The following is a 19925-nucleotide window of genomic DNA, read 5'->3' on the forward strand; positions in this document are numbered from 1 at the left end:
GCAAAAACAAGGGACAGCGCAAGATGATCTACAGCTCGGCAAGAGATTGGCGTGGGGCTGCACGCAAGAAGGTGCTGTTTTTCGGCATGTCGGGGCTGGGCAAGACCTATGTATCCAACATCCTGCGGGACAGCGGTGGCTGGTTTCACTACTCGGTCGACTACCGGATCGGCACCCGCTACATGGGCGAATACATCGCCGATAACGCCAAAGCTGAGGCGATGAAAGTCCCGTTTCTGAGGGATCTTCTGCTGTCGGATTCGATATATATCGGCTCGAATATCTCATTCGAGAACCTGACCCCTGTTGCATCCTATCTTGGCAAACCCGGCAATCCGGCACTTGGCGGGTTGGAAATGTCTGAATACCGGCGCCGACAGGAGCAATTCCGACTGGCCGAAATTCACGCCCTTCTGGACACCGAATATTTCGTGGACCGGGCAGAGCGTCTCTATGGCTATCCGCATTTCATCTGCGACACGGGCGGATCGATTTGTGAGTGGGTCGACCCGGATGATCCAGCGGATCAACTGATGTCCGAGCTATCAAAACAGGCGCTGATGATCTGGCTGAAAGGTGACGACGACCACACGGCCGAGCTGGTCCGACGCTTTGACAAGGCCCCTAAGCCGATGTCCTATCAGGCTGAATTCCTGTCCCGAGTCTGGACCGAATATCTGGATCAACACGGCTGCGGTGAGGGTGACGTAGACCCCGATGCGTTCATCCGGTGGACCTACGCTCAGGCGCTTGCCCATCGTCAGCCTAGATACGAGGCGATGGCGAGAAACTGGGGCGTTGCGATAGCGGCCGAAGACATCGGAAAAGTGCGCGATGCGGCTGATTTCGATGAGTTGATCGAACGCACCCTTGAGACCAGGCGCGATCGCGCCTAACTACCTCCTCCTAACCTGCTCAAAAGTCTGACCCGATGCCGATTAAAATCCCATCCGAACTGCCCGCCTTTGACGTCCTGACTAAGGAAGGCGTCATGGTCATGGCCGCGGATCAGGCAATGCGGCAAGATATTCGCCCCCTGCGGATCGGGCTGCTAAATCTGATGCCCAAAAAGATCCAGACCGAGAACCAGTTCGCGCGTCTGATCGGGGCCACTCCACTGCAGATTGACCTGTCTCTGATCCGCATGACCGAGCATCGGACCAAGAACACCGCCGCTGCGCACATGGCCGAGTTCTATCAGCCGTTCAAGGACGTGCAGGACCAGAAGTTCGACGGCCTGATCATCACCGGTGCACCGATCGAACATCTGGAATTCGATGATGTCACCTATTGGGAAGAACTCCGCGAGGTATTTGAGTGGACCCAGACCAACGTCCATTCCACATTCGGGGTCTGCTGGGGCGGTATGGCGATGATCAACCATTTCCACGGCGTGAAAAAACACATGCTGGACGCCAAGGCCTTTGGCTGTTTCCGGCATCGGAACCTCCTCCCGTCCTCTCCGTTTTTGCGGGGATTCTCGGATGATTGCGTTATTCCTGTCAGCCGCTGGACCGAGATGAAACAGGCCGAGATCGACGCCGCGAACGGTCTCGTCACGTTGCTTGGCAGCGATGAAGCAGGTCCTTGCCTTGTCGAGGACCCGGCGCATCGTGCGCTCTATATCTTCAACCATTTCGAATATGACAGCGATACGTTGAAGCAGGAATATGATCGGGACATCGCCAATGGCACACCGATCAACGTGCCGATGAACTACTATCCGGATGATGATCCGACGCAGGCGCCGCAGAACCGGTGGCGCAGCCATGCGCATCTGCTCTATGGTAACTGGATCAATGAAATATATCAGTCCACACCATTCGATATGAGTGAAATTGGCCGTTAAATTCTGGATACTTCTGACGCTGGGCCTGATCGGCTTTGCAGCGTTTACCTTGTGGCGAGCCGCCCAGAACGAGGCACGCGCCGCGCAGGCGTTTCCTCCCGAAGGCCAGATACTCGACGTGGATGGAATTGCCGTGCACGCGGTTGTCATGGGGGATGGCCCTGACGTGGTCTTGATTCATGGCTCCAGCGGCAATACCCGTGACATGACCTTCGCCTTGGCCCCTATTCTGGCCAAAAACTACCGCGTGATCGTGTTTGACCGCCCCGGCCTAGGCTATTCGGACAGTTTCAATCCCGAGGGCGAAACCATCCAGGAGCAGGCGGATATCCTGCAACGCGCCGCTGCCCAACTTGGCGCTGAGAAACCCATCGTCGCCGGACAAAGCCTCGGAGGATCGGTAGCGTTGGCCTGGGCGGTCACCCGTCCCAGCAATCTCTCAGGCCTCGTGCTGATCGCCCCGGCCGCCATCCCGTGGGAGACGCCGCTGGACAATTTCAACCGGTTGGCGGCAACTGAACTAGGCAGCGCGCTTGCCCTGCCCCTGATCACCTCCTACGTGCCTGAGTCTTATGTCGAAACGGCCCTCGACAAAGTGTTTGCCCCGCAAACTGCACCCGAAGGATATGCCGAGCATTTCGGCCCCGCCCTGACGATGCGCCGCGCCTCGATGCATGCCAACGCAAAACAACGGGTCCGGCTGTTGGAAGAGGTTGAGCGCCTGCAGCCCCGATACGGTGAAATCTCTGTGCCCACCGAGATTATTCACGGCACCGCAGACACGACGGTTAAGCTGGATTGGCACTCGACCCGCTTGATCGAACAAATCCCCGGTGCAGAGCTGATCGAGCTGCCGGGCATCGGCCATATGCCCCAGGTCGTTGCAGCCGATGAAGTCGCCGCCGCCATCGACCGCGCCGCACAACGGGCAGGTTTGCGTTAGGCCAGCACCTAATCCATAGTAAGATATGGATTTTATCGCGAGGTAGCTCATGGCCCGGTCAGAAAAAGGCGCAATCGAGAAATATTACCGCAAGAAAGCGCCCGGCGACGTGCGCAAAATGATCGAAAAGGCTAACAAAGGCGACATCCTGAATCCAAGCTATCCTTACGCCGAAAAAATGAAGACCAAAGACTACGAGCAGCAGATCGAGGCGCTGCAAATCGAACTGGTCAAAATGCAATCCTGGGTCAAAGAAACCGGCCAACGCGTAGCGATCATCTTTGAAGGCAGAGATGCGGCGGGAAAAGGCGGCACCATCAAGCGGTTCCGCGAGAACCTGAACCCACGCGGGGCGCGAAATGTCGCGCTCAGTAAGCCCTCGGATTCCGAGCGCAGCCAATGGTATTTCCAACGCTATATCCAGCACCTGCCCTCGGCCGGTGAGATAGTGTTTTTCGACCGCAGCTGGTACAACCGAGGTGTCGTGGAGAACGTCTTTGGGTTCTGTAACCAGGAGGAGCGCGAACGGTTCTTCCGTCAGGTCTTGCCGCTCGAAACCGGGTTCGTGAACGACGGGATCAGCCTGTTCAAGTTCTGGCTGAACGTCGGCCGGGCTGAACAGCTGAACCGCTTTCTGGCGCGTGAAACGGACCCTCTCAAACAGTGGAAACTCAGCCCGATTGATATCGCCGGTTTGGAAAAATGGGATGAATATACTCAGTCGATCTCTGAAACTCTGACCCGATCACATTCGGAAAACTGCCCATGGACGATCGTGCGTTCAGACGACAAGAAACGCGCGCGCATCGCAGCGATCCGGACGGTGCTGCTGGCTTTGGATTATGATGAGAAGGATGAAAATGCCATCGGCGAGAATGACCCGAAAATCTGTGGTGGGCCGGATGTCTGGGAGTCCTGACGTAAAAAAAGGACTGGGCAATAATTGATCGCTTGGGCGTTGGACCCTGGGCTAAAATTGGACTATCTCTTGGCACCCGAACACGTGAAAAACCAATAACCTGAGGCCGGAATGACGAAGCGCGGGTATCACCATGGAAACCTGAAGCAGGCCCTGATCGAGGCCGCGCTGTCGTTGATCGAAGAGAAAGGCCCCACTGGTTTCACCCTGTCCGAGGCCGCCAAGACCGCAGGGGTTACTCCTGCTGCCGTCTACCGGCACTATCACGGGCGTGAGGACCTGATTGCCGAAGCCGCCCGGCAAGGGTTCGAGATGTTCGCCGACCTGATGCAATATGCCTATGACGAGGGCCAGCCATCCGCTCTGGCCGCGTTTGAGGCCACCGGGCGCGCCTATCTGGCCTTTGCCCGCAAGCATCCCGGCCACTACATCGCCATGTTCGAAAGTGGGATTTCCCCGAACCGCACGCCCGAACTGTCTTTGGCGTCAAACCAGGCGAAGACGGTTCTAGAGAAGGCAGCTGCGGACCTCTCTCAACATATCCCACCGGAAAAGCGGCCTCCCGCGTCCATGTTCTCGGCCCATATCTGGGCGATGAGTCACGGTGTGGTCGAACTCTATGCGCGCAACGCAACCGGATCGACCTCGCCCTTTTCGCCCGAGGACCTTCTGGAAAGCGGGATTGGGATTTACCTGCGTGGGCTGGGTCTGGTGCCGCAGGACGACTGATCCTCAGAACAATCGGCTTCCCTGATTGGCGCTGAGGCCTGACGAGACGTTGATCAGATCCATCTCCCCCATCCCCTTGATCTCGACCCGCCCCAGATCCGAGACCTGAAACTCGTCGATCAACGCGTATTTCATCTCCTCTGGCGCGACGATATTCATCGGGTTTGCAAAGACCTGCAGGCGCGCGGCGATGTTCACGGCTGGGCCAAACACGTCATAGACATATTTCTGAATGCCCACGACCGACCCGACAGCAGGCCCCATACCTAGACCGATCCGGGCCTTCCATTTATGCGGATGGCTTTCGTTTCGACGTTCCAAATACCGCAAGAAGCGCACCGCGCAATGGGCGACAGCCGTGGCATGGTCGGGCGTCGCATCCGGCATGCCAGAGACGGCCAGATAGGCGTCCCCAATCGTTTTGATCCGCTCGCAACCGTATTGCTCGACAATCCGGTCGAAGGCCGTGAAGATATCATTCAACTCGCTCAACGTGACCGTCGGATCGGTTTTGGCGGCAAAATCCGTGAACCCGACAAAATCCAACATCACCACCGAGACTTGATCGAACAGCTGAGGGGTCACGACGCCAAAGGTCTTGAACTCTTCATACACCGCGCGCGGCATCACGTTCAGCAAGAGACGTTCAACCCGCTCCTTCTCGCGCTCTAGTTCACGCGTATTACGCTCGACCATGGTCGAGTAGCTGTCGATCATGCTCTCGAGCTCGCGAATGCGCGTGATGTTCTGGCATTCCACGATCAACACCTGTTCCGACAACCCACTGGCCAGTGAGACAGTGACCGCAAAGATCAGCGTCCGGCGCTTGGGTTTGATCTGAAGCTCGACCGAATACCGGAGGCCGGATTGCTTGACGTCCTCCAGCTCTTTGATGTCGAGATCCGGCAGGATATCCAACAAAGATTGCTTTTTCTCGGGCTTGCCAAACCATTCGGCGAAAGGACTGTTGTGAAAGACAAATTTCAGATCCGAGGCCCGTACAACTGCAACCCCAACGCCGATGGCACGTAGGAGCTGTTCATTGATGGCAAGGATGCTCATGCCGCGTCACGGCTGACGATGATCGAGCGTTTGCCTTCAATCGCGCCAAGGGCCGTTTTGATATCGCGCTCGGACATGCCATGCATCTCGAGCGCTTCGCCGAATAGCTCCGCCATGACATCAAAATGGTCATGAGAAATGCCAAGGTGGCGATGCACAGCCTCGATCCTATCGTCGCTGAACGCAGCAGGACCACCGACCAGGGAAGAGACGAACTTGGTCTGATGGTCAATCAGGCGCGGCATGTCGATATCTTCGAAGAAATGCCCGATTTCGTCGGACTCTAGCGCTATTTCGTAAAAACTCATCACCACACGGCTGATGGTTTTGAAGCCGCCGTATTTCTCGTAAAGCGTTTGTGACACCCCAACACCCAGTCAATAACTAGAAATAACGCCACAACCTTATATCAAATTGGTATTTTTGTTAATGCTTTTGAAAACTTGAGTTCTTCAGCCTCGGTTTGCCACTAGGTTGCTCGAAACAGGCGTCAGACCCGAAGGTCTGTATCAGTTGGAGTGAACCCAACAAACCCACCCTGGTCGAGCAATTTTTTTTGCCCTCCAAAGCGCCAACCAAGCTTGCGTTTTGCCGCGAATAGCTCGCGCCGAGCCCGGAACCAGAACGGGCCTTTGTCCAAGCCGGTATTGGTGGATTGATCACCTTCCCGCTCGCTCGTCTTGACCTGTTCGAGATCTTGCTGCTGCTTCGACCAGATCATCTGCACACCCACAGCCGGGAACACCTGATACATCCGCCAATCTGGCCGAGGGATCGATACGAAATCATCGAGATGGTCCGAGTACTGCTGAGACCAGGCCAGCAGTTTGCGACACCCCTCCTGCGATAAGATATAGGCGGCAGCACTTGGGGCCATTTCCAGCAGAGGACGAACTGTGGCGCCGCCTATCTCCGTCTCGGCCCCAAAGCGCAGGCTGCGCGGCGAGTAGTCCATCTTTGCGAAATCGAACCTGTCCGCGTTCTCGATAAGGCTGTCGATCACCTGCCCAAGTCGGGATGACATCTCGACATCATCCTCGAAAATCGCAGCCGCCTTTAGGTCTTGATCAACCACTTGCTGCCAGACGGCGCGATGGCTTTCAAAACAGGCGATCTCGCTTTGCTTCAAACCCCAGCGAGAGCCAACGCCCGGCACATACCCATTCCCCTCCAGAGCATCCGCCTGACGTGCATCAACCGCGCTGAAACGGACCGGGTCGGTCACGCCAGCCTTCGCGAACTGCGCCTCCATAAACGCGCGGCGTTCGGGAACCCGGTCAAGGTTTATGTAGAATACAGCTGTCTCCAGCTGCTTGTCCGCTTGCGTCACGCGTTTTCCTTTCGCTGCCTTCTATGCGCCATGCGACCGGTCATAGGCCGAGACACTGGGCTGAACATGCGACTGCCGCGCGACTTCACCCGGATCAAAAACCTCGATCAGCAACGGATAGCATGCAGCGGTGTCCGAGGAATGCTCGGAGGAGCAGTCCCCACCCGGACAGGCTGAGAGGCCGACGATCAGGTCGATCTCGGCGTGGAATTCAAGGTAATCACCCGGACGCACCGGGCTGGCCTTCATAAAATACTGGCCGGTATCGCGCGTGAAACCGGTGCACATGAAGACATTCAGAACATCGTGCACATAGGCCTCCGCCTCGTGCAGAGGCAGATCGCAATGCTGCGCCAAAGCCCGGGTCAGGTTCGAATGACAGCAATAGTGGTAGTCATCCCCGGACAGCAACCGCCCGGTATACGGGTCGCAGCGGGTGCCGATCACGTCATGAACGGAGCCCCCAAAGGCGTCAAAGCCGTACCAGTCCAACGTATCGGCGGTGATCGTCGCCATTGGCCGCATATTTGGGAAACTCGACCACATGCGGTCTCCGGTCGAAAGATGCGTTCCGTGCAGGGCGCGGGTTTTACCGGAGTAGAAACGTTCCGTTAGATCGTGCTTGTTCCACAAGTTCAGATCGCCAACCTGCGCGCCTTCGACGGATGTGATACGGAAAAAAGCACCGGCTGGAACGTCGATACAGGCAGCGTCTCGCGGTGCGGCGATGACCTCGGCAGTTTTCTCGGATGTGTCCCGCAAGCGGGTCAGCCCATCTAGATCAGGGCTGGGCAGAGTTTCAGGCGGATAGCAGATGACAGGGCGGATGGCCTTGCGGTCCTCGGCGTCAGTTGGGGCCGGGAAATTTGGGGTTGAGAGTTTCACTTAGCACCTCCGCCAATTTGGGCTGTCTTGCACCTAACATCGCCAGACATAACGCAAATACAGGACAGCGGCCAATGCTCAAATCGGTCCATTCTACCGTAACTAGCCCGCCATGCGCGCACGCCGCCGCGCCATGGATTTGCGAAACGCCCAATCGCTGAACAGTGTCAGAGGCAACAGGACCCTCTCGCCCAACCCGTCAATGACGACAAGTTTGCCATCGCGCTCCTGCGCGCGCACAATGTTTCCGATCCCCATATCACCGACGATGATGCGTCCGCGCTCCAGATCATCCAGCAACTCCAGCAAGTCGGCCCGCAGCTTCTGAAGTACATCGGGATCTCCATTCGCAGCCATCATCTCTGCATGCAGGGACGGGGCGAGATCCCCATCCGGGCCGGTCATCTTTTCCACAACGATTGCAGGCCCCCGCGAAGTTGGTGCATAGCCCATGAATTTCGCCAGACGCTCAATCTCGGGGCAGCCGCGATGCAGCGCGGCAAGGTATTCGTTCGCTTCGCGGTTCCACTGTCGCAAATTGCCATAACGCCATTCCGCATAACGCGGGATAAGGTGGTTTCGCTTCGGCTCATCCACGCGGACTTTCAACAGGGCGCCATCCATTTCGGGATGCTGGAAAATCTCATAATTCTGGCTTGTACGCAGAGGCACCCGCCCGGTCAGGTCAATCATGTTCGTCCGTCTGTCCTGTGCAGAAAATTCGCGTCGACCGGCACTATATGGCTGTCACGGAACTGATACAATGCAGCCATATATCGGCTCACAGAACGCTCAAATCTAGGTGCGGCATAAACTGATCAGGGGGATTGTGGCGGAGAGACAGGGATTCGAACCCTGGAGACGGTTTCCCGCCTACACACTTTCCAGGCGTGCGCCTTCGACCACTCGGCCACCTCTCCGTGAGCGCGATATGTGACGCAATGCAAAAGGATTTGCAAGGCCCCAATTCCGTGAATTCACACCCGTTTGCACATTAGTTTGCAGACCATTCCCTACGCGAGCAATGGTCAGACTTCGTCCCCTCCGTCGCCGTCCAGATCTCCCTCGGTCATGGCTGCGGGTTCGGTGCTGGGTGCTTGTTGCTCCGGGGCTGGCGAGGTTGGGTCTTGTGATTCAGTGCGCAGGGCTTCGGGGTTACGAAGCCAAACGTCGCGTTGTGCGAATGGAATCTCGATCCCTTCTTCCACGAACCGGCGATTGATTTCGTGGTTCATGTCGGATTTGACCGACAGAACCCAATTCACGTCCCGCAGAATACCGCGGATTTCAAAGTCCAGCGAATCCGCGCCGAACCCCTGAAACACCACGCTGGGGGCTGGATTCGCCAAGACCATAGGATGAGAATTCGCGATCTCGCCCAGAATGGTCTCGACCTTGCGCGTGTCGGTCCCATAGGCCACGCCCACAGGCACGATCACCCGGCCAATCGTGTTGCCACGCGTATAGTTGGTGACCACGCCGCTGATCAGATCCGAGTTCGGAACAATGACATCCGTCCGGTCAAACGTCTCAATCCGCGTGGACCGGACCGAGATATCGCGGACATAGCCCATCATCCCGTTCACATCGATCCAATCCCCTTTCGAGATCGGCCGCTCAACCAGCAGGATGATCCCGGAAACGAAGTTCGAAACGATGGTCTGAAGACCAAAACCAATACCAACAGACAGTGCACCGGCTACAATCGCCAGCGATGAGAGATCAAAGCCAGCCACCGTGATTGCAACCAGCGAAGCGAGGAAAATTCCGACGTAGCCAGTGCCCGATACGATCGCATTTTGCCCGCCTGGATCAATACTTGTCTTGGGCAGCAGCGAATTGCGCAAGCCTCCCTGTAGCAGTCGTGTCAGGCCATATCCGATGGCAAACACGGCAACAAAAGTCAGGAAATTGGACGGAGAGATCGTAACCCCGCCCAAGCTGAACCCTTGCAGGATCTGCGACCAGATCTCGCTGAGATCCGCCTCGCGCGCGCCCCAGAAAAGGGCCAGAATAGGGATCGAAACCAAGGCCAGGAAGAAACCCACCAGGACCGCGAACAGAGAATCGCGGGCATGGTCCCCCTGTCCCGTAAACCAGCCGTAAAGCGAGCTGATAAAGCGCTGCACGATCACAAGAATGGCGATCAGGATGAGCGTATTGACTGCAGGAAACACAATCGCTTCGGCCGCGTTGGTGTAGCCCAACAAGGCCAGAACAGGCGCGCTGACACCAAGCAAAAGCACGATGCGCCGGACAACCTCGACAACCTGCGAAAATCCACTGGCACGTGGGATCTCGCCGCCCTCGGTCGCTGGATCTGATTGTCTGATCTGACGAATGCGCAGCAGAAGAAGTGAGGTGACGACAATGACCGGAAAGATCACAACAGCGCGGGTGGACTCCGCTATGTTCTCAATCCTCTCGAACAGGCCAACCATGTCGTGCAGGATCAGCATCACTGCCAGAATATCGACATAGATACGTATTTCGGTGATCTGCCCCGCCGAGAATCTTCGGAAATTCTGTGCCGCGGCCATCAGGTAGACCTGCCGTCCGACCCAGTCGAAAACAAGCACGATTGCCGCCCAATAAGGCACCTGCTGCAGCAAAAGCGTACCGCGCAGCCCAAGTACTCCGGTCAGGTCAATCGCAGCTGTCAGAGCCACCACGCCAATCCAGGGAAGGATGATGCGTAGAAGGGAAATCACAAAGGTCCACGCGCCGGTTCCGCGCCCACCGAAACGACGCAGATAGTCGCCTCCGCGTTCAGACCAACGGCGTCCGTAAACCAGTAAGATGACGGCTAGTGCCACCAAGGCCAGTATCGCGGGAGCCTGATTCTGAACGCGTTCTTTAGTTACGTCGGATGTCAGACTGGCCGTCGTCTCGTTGAACAGCCCGAACAGAGCCTCGCGGATATCGGACCACGCGGCGGGCCATGTCGACAGGTTCAGCGGCGATGGACCACGTTCCAGAAACTGCTTTCTCTGACGTTCTCGCAGAATACGGTCAATTTCGCTGATCAGACCGTTGGCGCGGCTAAAGGCTTCCTCGGAGATAATCCGCGGCACCCGCAAGGCGTTGAGCTGTTCGTCCAAATGCTCGCGAAGTTGCGCGATATCCTCCGGCTCCGTGACCCCTTCCTCAGGCTTGGGACCCAGCGCATTTACTTGGCTTTCCAGTGTCTGGATGCGGTCGGCATTGGCATTGCGGGCCGTATTGAACGTATTGCGATAGCCGTCGATCTCGGTACGCAACTGCTCCATCGCGGCGTCCGACGCCCTGTCGGCTTCAACAACGCTTTCGGCACGGTCCGCAGTGCTAAGCCAGCCTTTGTAGAACTCGCTTTGCCGGTCGGTCAGCTGGGCCGAGGCCGCCCCCGCCAATCCGACAAAGATCAGCGCAGCGAGTGTCAGAAACAGGCGGACCTGTCGCAGCATCAGACGTCCTCGAATACGCCCGGTATCTTGCGCGGGGCGTCTGTCATCCAATCCGGTACCGGCAGTTCTTTTTCGCGCAGGAACTCGGGATTGAACAGTTTGGACTGATAGCGTGTGCCATAGTCACACAGGATGGTCACAATCGTATGCCCCGGCCCAAGGTCCTTGGCCAAACGCACCGCACCAGCCATGTTGATCGCGGTCGAACCACCCATGACCAGACCTTCTTCACGAAGCAGGTCAAAGATGTACGGCAGGGCTTCGTTGTCGGTCGCCTGATAGGTGTAGTCCGGCTTGAACCCTTCGAGGTTCTTGGTGATCCGCACCTGTCCGATACCCTCAGCGATCGAGCCGCCCTCCATCGCGATTTCGCCAGTTGTGTAATAGGAATACAGCCCCGCGCCCATCGGGTCGACCAGGCCTATCTTCACGCCTTTTGGCTGCAGCGCATCGGCCACGCCCGCCAGCGTTCCGCCAGAGCCGACCGCGCAGACAAAGCCATCGACCTTGCCGTCGGTCTGTTCCCAGATCTCGGGGCCGGTGGTTTCCACATGGGCCTGACGGTTGGCAACATTGTCGAACTGGTTTGCCCAGATCGCGCCATTGGGTTCAGTTTGCGCCAGTTCATCGGCCAGACGGCGGGAGTAGTGAACGAAGTTGTTGGGGTTGCGATACGGTGCCGCCGGAACCTGAACCAATTGCGCGCCTGCAAGACGCAGCATGTCTTTCTTCTCTTCTGACTGGGTTTCCGGGATAACGATCACCGTCTTGAACCCCATCGATGCACCGACCAGAGCCAGCCCGATGCCTGTATTGCCTGCGGTGCCTTCCACTATTGTGCCACCGGGCTTCAACTCACCCCGCGCAACTGCGTCGCGGATGATGTAGAGCGCAGCGCGGTCCTTGACCGACTGACCGGGGTTCATGAATTCAGCCTTGCCGAGGATCTCGCACCCGGTTTCTTCACTGATGCGCTTCAACCGGATCAGCGGCGTTTTTCCGACTGCGTCGGCAAGATCTCGTGCAATGCGCATGGCACCCTCATTTCATTACGTAACACTGCAGATTTACAGCCGCCGTGCGCCAACCACAAGCGCGATAGTCAACCACGCAGGCGGTCCCTATGGCGCGCCAGCCAATGGGCCAGAGTCAGCAGCGGTAAGTCTTTGAATTCACCGCGATCCACCATGGCGATAAACGTCTCAAACGGTAGAACACGAGAGCGTATATCCTCACCTTCGGTGGCCAGCCCCGCGATTATTGCAGGATCTGTCAAATCGCCAAGCCCGACATAGAGATAGACGTACTCGGTCGACGACCCGCTGGAGGAATAACCTCCGCCTGCGCTGTGCAGAGCATCGAAAGCGATGCCAGCCTCCTCCATCCCTTCACGATTTGCGGCCTGCTCTGGCGTTTCGCCAGGGTCGATCATGCCTGCAACCGGCTCCCACATCCAAGGTTCGGGATCATCGATCAGATAGACTGGGGCGCGGAACTGCTCGACAAGCAACACGGCATCTCGCAAAGGATCATAGGGGAGAACGATTACCGCGCTGCCTTGCAACAGCGCGCTTCGGTTCAGCGTCGGCCCCATGGTTCCATCGTATTGACGGTGTTGCAGGTCAATCTCTTCCATCGCGAAGTAGTTGACATGGGCGCGGTGATGGCGATGCACGACCACATCCTTGGACACATCGCGCGCATCCCCGGTTCGCCGCCGCCGTGCGAAGAGTTTTGCCCAGGCCCGCGTCTTAATCGCCGGCATGCTGCGCGCCATATCCGAAGGCGCAACCCGCTCGAAATAGCTCATTTCCTCCTCGGCGGCGAGCGCGGTGACGTCACCGAGGCGTTCAACCCACGCGTCCAGAGACCACGGCCCATCCGGCATCCAGCCCGCAGGTTCGGGAAAAATCACCTGAGCCTGCGCTTGGGTTTCATCTTCAAGCGTCACTGTCAAAGGCCTCAGATCATAGTCGAACCCGCCCTCGTAATAAGCCAGTCGATCCAGATCCGCTTGCGTGAGGCCTTGCACGAACAATCCCAAGGCCTGCTCACCGCTTGAGGGTTGAATCATTGGGAAGTCCTGCCCCTGAACCGCAGAAACGATGTGGTCTAGCAAGGTGGCAGGCGTCAGCGACAGCTCTGAAGAAGAGCGCCCCAGAACGGCCTCCAACAGCGGCACATGCCGCAGGGTTCCATAGAAGAACAAATCGGACACGAGAGGCTAGACTTTCGTTAAGTGTTTAAATTCAGCGCCAGCGGCGGCTTGCTATTTCTGTCAGCAAACCGGTGGCAACGGCCCCAACACCCAAGGTGATCAGGATTTCCGGCGCGAGCAACTGTTCACCGAATTCGACGCCGATCTTGAAGATGGCAATCAGCGCCTCGAAAGGGCCGTCATAGCGGTGGCGCATGGCCAGTCGGAACATTTCATAGGTGCCCTGAACGAAAAGGCCCCAAAACACCAGTGAGGCCACGCCGGTCAGGCCGTTGTTGATTCCGGCCGTCCAGCCCCGGCCAGCGCGCTTGCCCATGATTTTCCAACCGCAAATCCAACCCAAGGCGATATTGACCACGGTAAAATACCCGTAGTCCTTCCCCTCTTCTCCGTTTGCGATAACCATGCTGGACACGATGAACGCCAACACCACAAGACAAGCGGCGGCGACAAGGCGACTGGCGGTGGGCATGTATGAATTCCGTTCGTTAACTAGGCTTTGCTATGGTGATCTGTGTCACATCGCAATTGCCCGTGTCAAAGGCTGCGCCGCAGGCCGTCAAATAATAATTCCACATGCGGCGGAAACGCTCATCAAATCCCATCTCCGAGATTTGATCCCACTTGTCGTTGAACGTATCGAACCAACGCCGCAAGGTCAGGTCATAGCTCTTGCCGAACTCCTTCGAACGCACGACATCCAGCCCCGCCTGATCAATCTGCTGTCGCAAGATCGTAGGCGATGGCAGCATTCCCCCCGGAAAGATGTATTTCTGAATGAAATCAACGCCGTTCTTGTAGTAGTCCCAGCGATGATCGCCCACGGTGATGATCTGCAACGTGGCTTGCGCCCCGGGCTTCAACCGGTCCCGCACGGTATCAAAATAGACCGGCCAGTATTTCTGGCCCACGGCTTCAAACATCTCAATCGAGGCGATGCCGTCGTATTGCCCTTGTTCGTCGCGATAGTCTTTAAGCTTCAAATCAACAAGATCCGATATACCTGCCTTCTCAATGCGTTGTTGCGCGAACTTCAACTGCTCTTGACTGATGGTCAGACCCGTTACGCGCAGGCCCCGCTCTTTCGCGGCATATTCGGCGAAGCCGCCCCAGCCACAGCCGATCTCAAGTACGTGATCGCCGGGTTTGACGCCCATCTCATCAACCATGCTGGCGTATTTGGCGGTCTGCGCCTTCTCGAGGCTTTCCTGCCCTGTCTCGAAAATGGCGCTGGAATAAGTCATCGTATCGTCAAGCCAGAGCGCATAAAAATCGTTCCCCAGATCGTAGTGATACGAGATGTTCTTCTTGGCCTGTCTACGATTGTTCCGATGCAGCCAAAACCGCAGGCGCTCATAGGCCTGCACGAGAAACTTGCCGGTGAACCCATCGTAGGCCGTCTCACTGCCCATATGGACCAAATCCATGAAGGCGCGCAAATCCGGCGTGCTCCAATGGCCTTCCAGATAAGCGTCGGAAAAGCCAAGCTCACCTTCCCGGATCAAGCGGGCAAACACGTCGGGATCGTGAATTTCGACCTCGGCAACCGGACCCGGCTTTGCGCCCTCAACACGGAATGTTCGGCCGTCGGACAAAGTTATGTCTAAGCGCCCAGCTTCCATTTTGCTCAGCATCTTGAACACCTGCGCGAAATACCTGGGCAGACCTTTTTGGCCTTCGGTCGCTGTCAAGATCATCCGCTCTCCCCTCTGCGGTGGTTGATGCAGGCTAGGACGCAATTGTGTTTGTGGCAAGTTTTCAGTTCCTTACTGGTTTTTTCGGCGTTCATACGCGGCCAGCGCGCGGGCGCGCCCTGTTGGCAGATCGACCACCGGTGGCGGGTAATCTGCCTTGAGTTCGAGAGCCCAGGAACGGGGCGTGGCTTCAAAGTAGGACAAGGCCGTCTCGGACGGGTTTGGCCTGCCTTCGGCGATCCATTGTTTTAGGTACGCACCCTTGGGGTCGAACTTTTCCTGCTGTGTAACGGGATTGAAAATGCGGAAGAACGGAGACGCATCCGGTCCGGACCCCGCGACCCATTGCCAGCCCATCGCATTGCAAGCCGGGTCCCAGTCGATCAGGCAATCCTCGAACCACTCCATCCCGATTTTCCAATGGGTCATCAGATGCTTGGTCAGGTAACTTGCCACGATCATCCGGGCACGGTTGTGCATCCGCCCGGTCACATACATCTGCCGCAGACCCGCATCCACAACCGGAATGCCGGTTCTGGCTTGCAGCCAAGCCTTCACCTCGGGCGCATCTCGGGCCTCGTTCCATGGAAAAGCGTCCCATTCTGGCTTCCAGTTGCCCGACACCAGCTGAGGCGTGTGGTACATCAGATGATAGGCGAACTCGCGCCAGACAAGCTGTCGCAGAAATGAACCAGTGCCTTGGGTCCCTTCGAAAGCCGCGCGTTGCACGCGATGCCAAGCGGTACGCGGGCCGATCTCACCCAATGAGAGGTATTCGGACAGGTTCGAAGTCCCATCAAGATCCAGCCTGTCACGGTCGGCGCCGTAATTCGCGATCCGGTTCAGGAACCCCTCCAGATGATCAAGCGCCGCTTGTTCGCCCGGTTGCACATAGGGTTTGACGATCTTCGCCCCTCGGTTCATCGCTGCGCCAAGGTGCCAGGTCGCCAGATCGTCCGAGGCGGGCCAGTACGCGGGGGCGATTAGCCGGGTCGGCGCGGCCTCGGGCGGAGGGACCTCACGCCCCTGCACTGCGCGCCACATCGGGGTGAATACGCGAAACGGTTGACCGGCTTTGGTTGCAACCGTCCAGGGTTCGAACAGAAGATGACCGGCAAAGGATTTGGCCTCGATCCCCTGCTCTTTCAGCGCCGATTTGACCTTTGTGTCCCGCGCAATCGAGGCCGGATCGTAAGCGCGCGACCAATACACGTCCGTCGCGCCGGTTTCCGCTATCAGCCGCTGCAACTGTGCCAACGCATCGCCCTGTCGCAGGATCAGACAGCTGCCTATGGCGTCCAGCGAGCGTCCAAAGACCTCAAGCCCCAGCCCAAGCCGCCATTTCGGGGCCGCGCCAAGGGTTTGCACCAGATCATCGCACAGGAATACCGGCACCACAGGGCGACCTGTCGCAGCCGCAGTAGCAAGCGCCGGATGATCGCTTAGCCGAAGGTCACGTCTGAACCACAAAATGATCGGAGGTTGCCCGTCTTCCATATTCGCCCCGCCGTTTTCTTTCCACTACGGAGCATATCGAAAACTGGATCACAAAACCCGGTCAAGTGCATTCAATAACTGATCAATTTCCTGTTGGGACGTGTAGTGCGTAAAGCTAACCCGCAGCACGCCTTGATCCGGATCGACCCCCATCGCCTGCAAGGCGCGCACGGCATAGAAATCACCGCCGCCGGCCATGACGCCATGCTCTGCCAGCTCAGCCGCCACGGCAACGGCGGGTCGCCCCAAAGCCAAGGCAACGGTGGGCGCGCGCCGCGTTGCCTCAGAGGGGCCGAGCAGTCGTACTGTGTTTCGGTTTTTGACGGCATCCAACACCGGTTGCAGCAGCGCCACCTCGTGATTGCGCATCAGGTCATGGGCGAAAGCGCCTTGCGCGGCGGCACCATCAGTTGGGCCGCCATGGTGGGTACTCAGCAGCGAGATGTAATCCGCCATCCCCGCGCTGGCAGCGATTTGCGCATGGTCCGGCCCTGCCGGGGTGAACCGTTTGTACAGAGTATCGCCATTGAAATAATGCGCCTGATTGGGCAGCAACTCACCCAAAGCGCGCCGGATGACCATGCAGCCCTGATGTGGGCCGTAGGTTTTATAAGCCGAAAACAGATAGATATCCGGCCCCAGATCACCCACATTCGGAAAACCGTGCGGCGCGTAAGACACGCCATCGACGCACACGAACGCACCCGCCGCGTGGGCAATGGCGGTGATCTCGGTCACCGGGTTGATCTCACCCACCACGTTCGAGCAATGCGGGAAGCAGACCAGCCGAACTTTTTCATCCAGTAGGTTTTCCAGATCCTGCGGGTTCAGAGATCCCGTTTCGGGATCAATCTTCCACTCGCGCACTTCGATCCCGGCCTCGACAAGGCGTCTCCAAGGGCCGGAATTGGCCTCATGATCCTGATTGGTGACAATGATCGCTTCGCCGGGGCTCATCCATTGCCGGAAAGCCTGCGCAAGAACATAGGTGTTCTGGGTGGTCGAGGGACCAAAACTCAGTTCGTCAGTTTCAACCCCCAGAATCGCGGCCATCCGGGCGCGGGCTTCGTCCATCTCGGCACCCGCGAGGCGGCTGGCCTCATAGGGCGCGTAAGGCTGAACTTTGCGTTGAGTGTAGAACCGCGTCAGCCGGTCGATCACTTGCTGGCAGGTGAAGGAGCCACCTGCATTCTCGAAAAAGGCCTGCCCCTGAAGACTGGGTTCGGCAAAGGCCGGGAACTGAGCCCGAACGAAATCAATATCCAACGCTGTCATGGCCAAGCCTTTCGATGAGTAGAGGGAACGGGAATTGCTGAGAGCGCGCCTCAGCCTTCAACCTTGGTATAGGTCCCCTCACCGGCTAGAATGCCCCGGAAGCCACCCGGCTCATCCAGACCGAACACGATCAGCGGCAGGTTGTTGTCACGCGCCAGCGCAATGGCCGAAGCATCCATGACCCGCAGCCGTTTGGCCAGTACGTCGTCATAGGACACCGTGTCATACCTCTTTGCATCGGCATGTTCTTTCGGGTCCTTGTCATACACCCCGTCCACGCCGTTTTTGCCCATGAAAATCGCCTGACAGGCCATCTCATTCGCACGCAGAGTCGCGGCCGTATCGGTGGTGAAATACGGGTTGCCCGTACCCGCGGCAAAGATACAAACCCGTTTCTTTTCAAGGTGGCGAACGGCGCGGCGGCGGATATACGGCTCGCAGACCTCATCCATACGGATGGCCGAGATCACGCGGGTAAATACCCCGATCTCTTCCAGCGCCGACTGCATCCCGAGCGCGTTCATCACGGTCGCCAGCATCCCCATATAGTCGGCCGTGGTCCGCTCCATCCCCTGGGCCGAGCCGCTGAGGCCGCGGAAGATATTGCCGCCCCCAATCACCATGCAAATCTCGACGCCCAGATCATGGACCGATTTCACCTCCTGCGCGATGCGCTGGACGGTAGGCGGGTGCAGGCCGAATCCCTGATCACCCATCAACGCCTCGCCGGAAATCTTCAGCATCACGCGATCGTATTTGGGTTTTTGGGTGTTGGGGGACGAGGTCAGGCTCATATTGCGCTCCGGGCTGGCACGGGTTTATTTTCCGGCGCAAAATGAAGCAAAACGACCGCAGGTTCAATGCGGATACTGAGGGACCATGACCAATCACCCCACCGCATCGATTTGGGACCGGCTCCCCGAGATACCGGATGACAAGCCGGTTCTGATCGCTGGCCCGACAGCCTCGGGCAAGTCCGAGTTGGCGCTGCGCATTGCCGAAAGGTTCGGAGGGGTGATCGTCAACGCCGATGCAAGTCAGGTTTACGACTGCTGGCAGGTGATCTCGGCGCGCCCCTCGCCGGACGAGGAAGCCCGCGCGCCGCATCGCCTCTATGGTCACGTCGCGTTTGATCAGGAGTATTCCACTGGCCACTGGCTGCGTGAAGTCACACCACTGCTGACGGGCAGCCAGCGCCCGATCATTGTCGGCGGCACCGGGCTGTATTTCACCGCTTTGACGGAAGGAATGGCCGAGATACCTCCGACGCCCCTGCATGTACGTCAGGATGCCGATCAGATGGACTTGGCCCGGCTGATGTCGGGCGTGGATGCTGAAACCCTGACCCGGCTGGACACAAACAACCGCGCCCGCGTTCAGCGCGCGTGGGAGGTTCAGCAGGCAACCGGACGCAGCCTTGCATCCTGGCAAGACGACACTCCGCCGCCTGTGCTGGCCCTGCGGGACACGGTGCCCATCGTCTTTGACGTCGACAAAATATGGCTACTGGACCGTATAACCCGGCGGTTCGATCACATGTTAGAGAGCGGCGCTTTGGACGAGGTTGCGGCCATGCGCGACCGCTATGATCCGTCGCTACCCGCCTGCAAGGCCATCGGGGTGCCGGAACTCATGGCCTATCTGGAAGGCACAATGACATTGGAGCAAGCGCGCGAACGGGCCACGATCTCAACCCGTCAGTTTGCCAAACGCCAGCGCACGTGGTTCAGGGCGCGCATGAAGGCGTGGAATCACCTCGATTTATCAAACTGATACGAAACCCGGTTGATTCCCCGCATCCAATCTGGCCGCCCGCCGGAATGAACCTATATTTCCGGTACTTACGGCGCTTGGCTTTCAAGAATTGGCGGTATGTCCTGCGTCGGGAATGGGTAAGAAACACTGGGCAAGTGACGTGCAACAACCGCCCAGACATGTCGTTTTTTTGCTCTTCATGCCGCATTCGAACATTGACGTCCTTCGGAATCTGTTGCCGAATACCGACATGGGGAATTCCAACGTTCAAAAAACCGAACCCTTCGACCTTCGCCTTGGCCTGAAAAACGCCGGCTAGGTTCGTT

At 57.8% G+C, this 19925-nt stretch carries 19 protein-coding genes and 1 tRNA gene; 6 read left to right on the forward strand and 14 right to left on the reverse strand.

The window, feature by feature from the left end; all coding sequences use genetic code 11:
- Nucleotides 1-23 precede the first annotated feature (23 nt).
- The 5 genes from ACR0IP_RS05810 (at nt 24) to ACR0IP_RS05830 (ending at nt 4440) form a co-directional block, all read left to right on the forward strand.
- On the forward strand, nt 24-896 hold the full coding sequence (locus ACR0IP_RS05810; protein WP_170660327.1) for an ATPase: 873 nt from the start codon (nt 24-26) through the stop codon (nt 894-896).
- 35 nt (nt 897-931) lie between these two features.
- On the forward strand, nt 932-1849 hold the full coding sequence (gene metA / locus ACR0IP_RS05815; protein ID WP_170660328.1) for a homoserine O-acetyltransferase MetA: 918 nt from the start codon (nt 932-934) through the stop codon (nt 1847-1849).
- Nucleotides 1839-2792, forward strand: coding sequence for an alpha/beta fold hydrolase (locus ACR0IP_RS05820; protein ID WP_480524359.1), 954 nt, complete (start codon nt 1839-1841; stop codon nt 2790-2792). Before metA ends, ACR0IP_RS05820 begins: the two co-directional genes overlap by 11 nt.
- 49 nt (nt 2793-2841) lie before the next feature.
- A complete protein-coding gene (gene ppk2, locus ACR0IP_RS05825; RefSeq protein ID WP_170690078.1) occupies nt 2842-3711 on the forward strand; it encodes a polyphosphate kinase 2 in 870 nt (289 codons plus the stop codon).
- A gap of 111 nt (nt 3712-3822) precedes the next feature.
- Entirely contained in the window at nt 3823-4440 is a 618-nt protein-coding gene (locus ACR0IP_RS05830; RefSeq protein WP_480524361.1) for a TetR/AcrR family transcriptional regulator, read from the forward strand.
- Between the two features lie 3 nt (nt 4441-4443).
- Here ACR0IP_RS05830 and ACR0IP_RS05835 read toward each other — a convergent pair whose 3' ends face one another.
- The 14 genes from ACR0IP_RS05835 to pyrH form a co-directional block, all read right to left on the reverse strand.
- A complete protein-coding gene (locus ACR0IP_RS05835) occupies nt 4444-5502 on the reverse strand; it encodes an adenylate/guanylate cyclase domain-containing protein (protein ID WP_170376780.1) in 1059 nt (352 codons plus the stop codon).
- Nucleotides 5499-5867 carry a group I truncated hemoglobin gene (locus ACR0IP_RS05840; RefSeq protein ID WP_170376778.1) on the reverse strand — a complete coding sequence of 123 codons (369 nt, stop codon included), beginning with the start codon at nt 5865-5867 and terminating at the stop codon, nt 5499-5501. Before ACR0IP_RS05840 ends, ACR0IP_RS05835 begins: the two co-directional genes overlap by 4 nt.
- Before the next feature lie 125 nt (nt 5868-5992).
- Complete coding sequence (locus ACR0IP_RS05845) at nt 5993-6832, reverse strand: glycosyltransferase family 25 protein (RefSeq protein ID WP_480524364.1); 840 nt, start codon at nt 6830-6832, stop codon at nt 5993-5995.
- A 21-nt stretch (nt 6833-6853) separates the two neighbouring features.
- Complete coding sequence (locus tag ACR0IP_RS05850; protein WP_480524366.1) at nt 6854-7717, reverse strand: urea carboxylase-associated family protein; 864 nt, start codon at nt 7715-7717, stop codon at nt 6854-6856.
- Between the two features lie 102 nt (nt 7718-7819).
- Nucleotides 7820-8410 carry a YrbL family protein gene (locus ACR0IP_RS05855; protein WP_170551174.1) on the reverse strand — a complete coding sequence of 197 codons (591 nt, stop codon included), beginning with the start codon at nt 8408-8410 and terminating at the stop codon, nt 7820-7822.
- A gap of 137 nt (nt 8411-8547) precedes the next feature.
- Nucleotides 8548-8637, reverse strand: a tRNA-Ser gene (locus ACR0IP_RS05860).
- A 108-nt stretch (nt 8638-8745) separates the two neighbouring features.
- Nucleotides 8746-11160 (reverse strand): DUF3772 domain-containing protein, encoded by a 2415-nt coding sequence (locus tag ACR0IP_RS05865; RefSeq protein ID WP_480524368.1) that lies wholly within the window; start codon nt 11158-11160, stop codon nt 8746-8748.
- Nucleotides 11160-12194 carry a cysteine synthase A gene (locus tag ACR0IP_RS05870; protein ID WP_170677785.1) on the reverse strand — a complete coding sequence of 345 codons (1035 nt, stop codon included), beginning with the start codon at nt 12192-12194 and terminating at the stop codon, nt 11160-11162. Before ACR0IP_RS05870 ends, ACR0IP_RS05865 begins: the two co-directional genes overlap by 1 nt.
- 68 nt (nt 12195-12262) lie before the next feature.
- Nucleotides 12263-13378 (reverse strand): NUDIX domain-containing protein, encoded by a 1116-nt coding sequence (locus ACR0IP_RS05875; RefSeq protein ID WP_480524370.1) that lies wholly within the window; start codon nt 13376-13378, stop codon nt 12263-12265.
- A 31-nt stretch (nt 13379-13409) separates the two neighbouring features.
- Nucleotides 13410-13850 carry a TrgA family protein gene (locus tag ACR0IP_RS05880; protein WP_170469704.1) on the reverse strand — a complete coding sequence of 147 codons (441 nt, stop codon included), beginning with the start codon at nt 13848-13850 and terminating at the stop codon, nt 13410-13412.
- A gap of 16 nt (nt 13851-13866) precedes the next feature.
- A complete protein-coding gene (locus ACR0IP_RS05885) occupies nt 13867-15075 on the reverse strand; it encodes a class I SAM-dependent methyltransferase (RefSeq protein ID WP_480524372.1) in 1209 nt (402 codons plus the stop codon).
- Nucleotides 15076-15144: 69 nt separating this feature from the next.
- Nucleotides 15145-16569, reverse strand: coding sequence for a cryptochrome/photolyase family protein (locus ACR0IP_RS05890; protein WP_480524374.1), 1425 nt, complete (start codon nt 16567-16569; stop codon nt 15145-15147).
- Between the two features lie 48 nt (nt 16570-16617).
- The gene (locus ACR0IP_RS05895; protein ID WP_480524376.1) at nt 16618-17844 is read right to left on the reverse strand and encodes an aminotransferase class V-fold PLP-dependent enzyme; all 1227 of its coding nucleotides are present in this window, start codon (nt 17842-17844) and stop codon (nt 16618-16620) included.
- Nucleotides 17845-17894: 50 nt separating this feature from the next.
- Nucleotides 17895-18638 carry a UMP kinase gene (gene pyrH, locus ACR0IP_RS05900; RefSeq protein WP_170469717.1) on the reverse strand — a complete coding sequence of 248 codons (744 nt, stop codon included), beginning with the start codon at nt 18636-18638 and terminating at the stop codon, nt 17895-17897.
- Between the two features lie 85 nt (nt 18639-18723).
- On the opposite strand from pyrH, the gene miaA reads away from it, so the two are divergent.
- Nucleotides 18724-19617, forward strand: a complete 894-nt coding sequence (miaA, locus tag ACR0IP_RS05905) for a tRNA (adenosine(37)-N6)-dimethylallyltransferase MiaA (RefSeq protein WP_480524378.1) — start codon at nt 18724-18726, stop codon at nt 19615-19617.
- Nucleotides 19618-19925 lie beyond the last annotated feature (308 nt).

Source organism: Ruegeria sp. AL11 (genome assembly GCF_056540865.1).

Bases quoted from the DNA above. Each gene is read 5' to 3' on its own strand.
- ACR0IP_RS05855 (WP_170551174.1), bottom strand. From the start codon at position 8,410: ATGATTGACCTGACCGGGCGGGTGCCTCTGCGTACAAGCCAGAATTAT.
- pyrH (WP_170469717.1), bottom strand. From the start codon at position 18,638: ATGAGCCTGACCTCGTCCCCCAACACCCAAAAACCCAAATACGATCGC.
- ppk2 (WP_170690078.1), top strand. From the start codon at position 2,842: ATGGCCCGGTCAGAAAAAGGCGCAATCGAGAAATATTACCGCAAGAAA.
- ACR0IP_RS05895 (WP_480524376.1), bottom strand. From the start codon at position 17,844: ATGACAGCGTTGGATATTGATTTCGTTCGGGCTCAGTTCCCGGCCTTT.
- ACR0IP_RS05865 (WP_480524368.1), bottom strand. From the start codon at position 11,160: ATGCTGCGACAGGTCCGCCTGTTTCTGACACTCGCTGCGCTGATCTTT.
- miaA (WP_480524378.1), top strand. From the start codon at position 18,724: ATGACCAATCACCCCACCGCATCGATTTGGGACCGGCTCCCCGAGATA.
- ACR0IP_RS05885 (WP_480524372.1), bottom strand. From the start codon at position 15,075: ATGATCTTGACAGCGACCGAAGGCCAAAAAGGTCTGCCCAGGTATTTC.
- ACR0IP_RS05810 (WP_170660327.1), top strand. From the start codon at position 24: ATGATCTACAGCTCGGCAAGAGATTGGCGTGGGGCTGCACGCAAGAAG.
- ACR0IP_RS05835 (WP_170376780.1), bottom strand. From the start codon at position 5,502: ATGAGCATCCTTGCCATCAATGAACAGCTCCTACGTGCCATCGGCGTT.
- ACR0IP_RS05830 (WP_480524361.1), top strand. From the start codon at position 3,823: ATGACGAAGCGCGGGTATCACCATGGAAACCTGAAGCAGGCCCTGATC.
- ACR0IP_RS05890 (WP_480524374.1), bottom strand. From the start codon at position 16,569: ATGGAAGACGGGCAACCTCCGATCATTTTGTGGTTCAGACGTGACCTT.
- ACR0IP_RS05870 (WP_170677785.1), bottom strand. From the start codon at position 12,194: ATGCGCATTGCACGAGATCTTGCCGACGCAGTCGGAAAAACGCCGCTG.
- ACR0IP_RS05880 (WP_170469704.1), bottom strand. From the start codon at position 13,850: ATGCCCACCGCCAGTCGCCTTGTCGCCGCCGCTTGTCTTGTGGTGTTG.
- metA (WP_170660328.1), top strand. From the start codon at position 932: ATGCCGATTAAAATCCCATCCGAACTGCCCGCCTTTGACGTCCTGACT.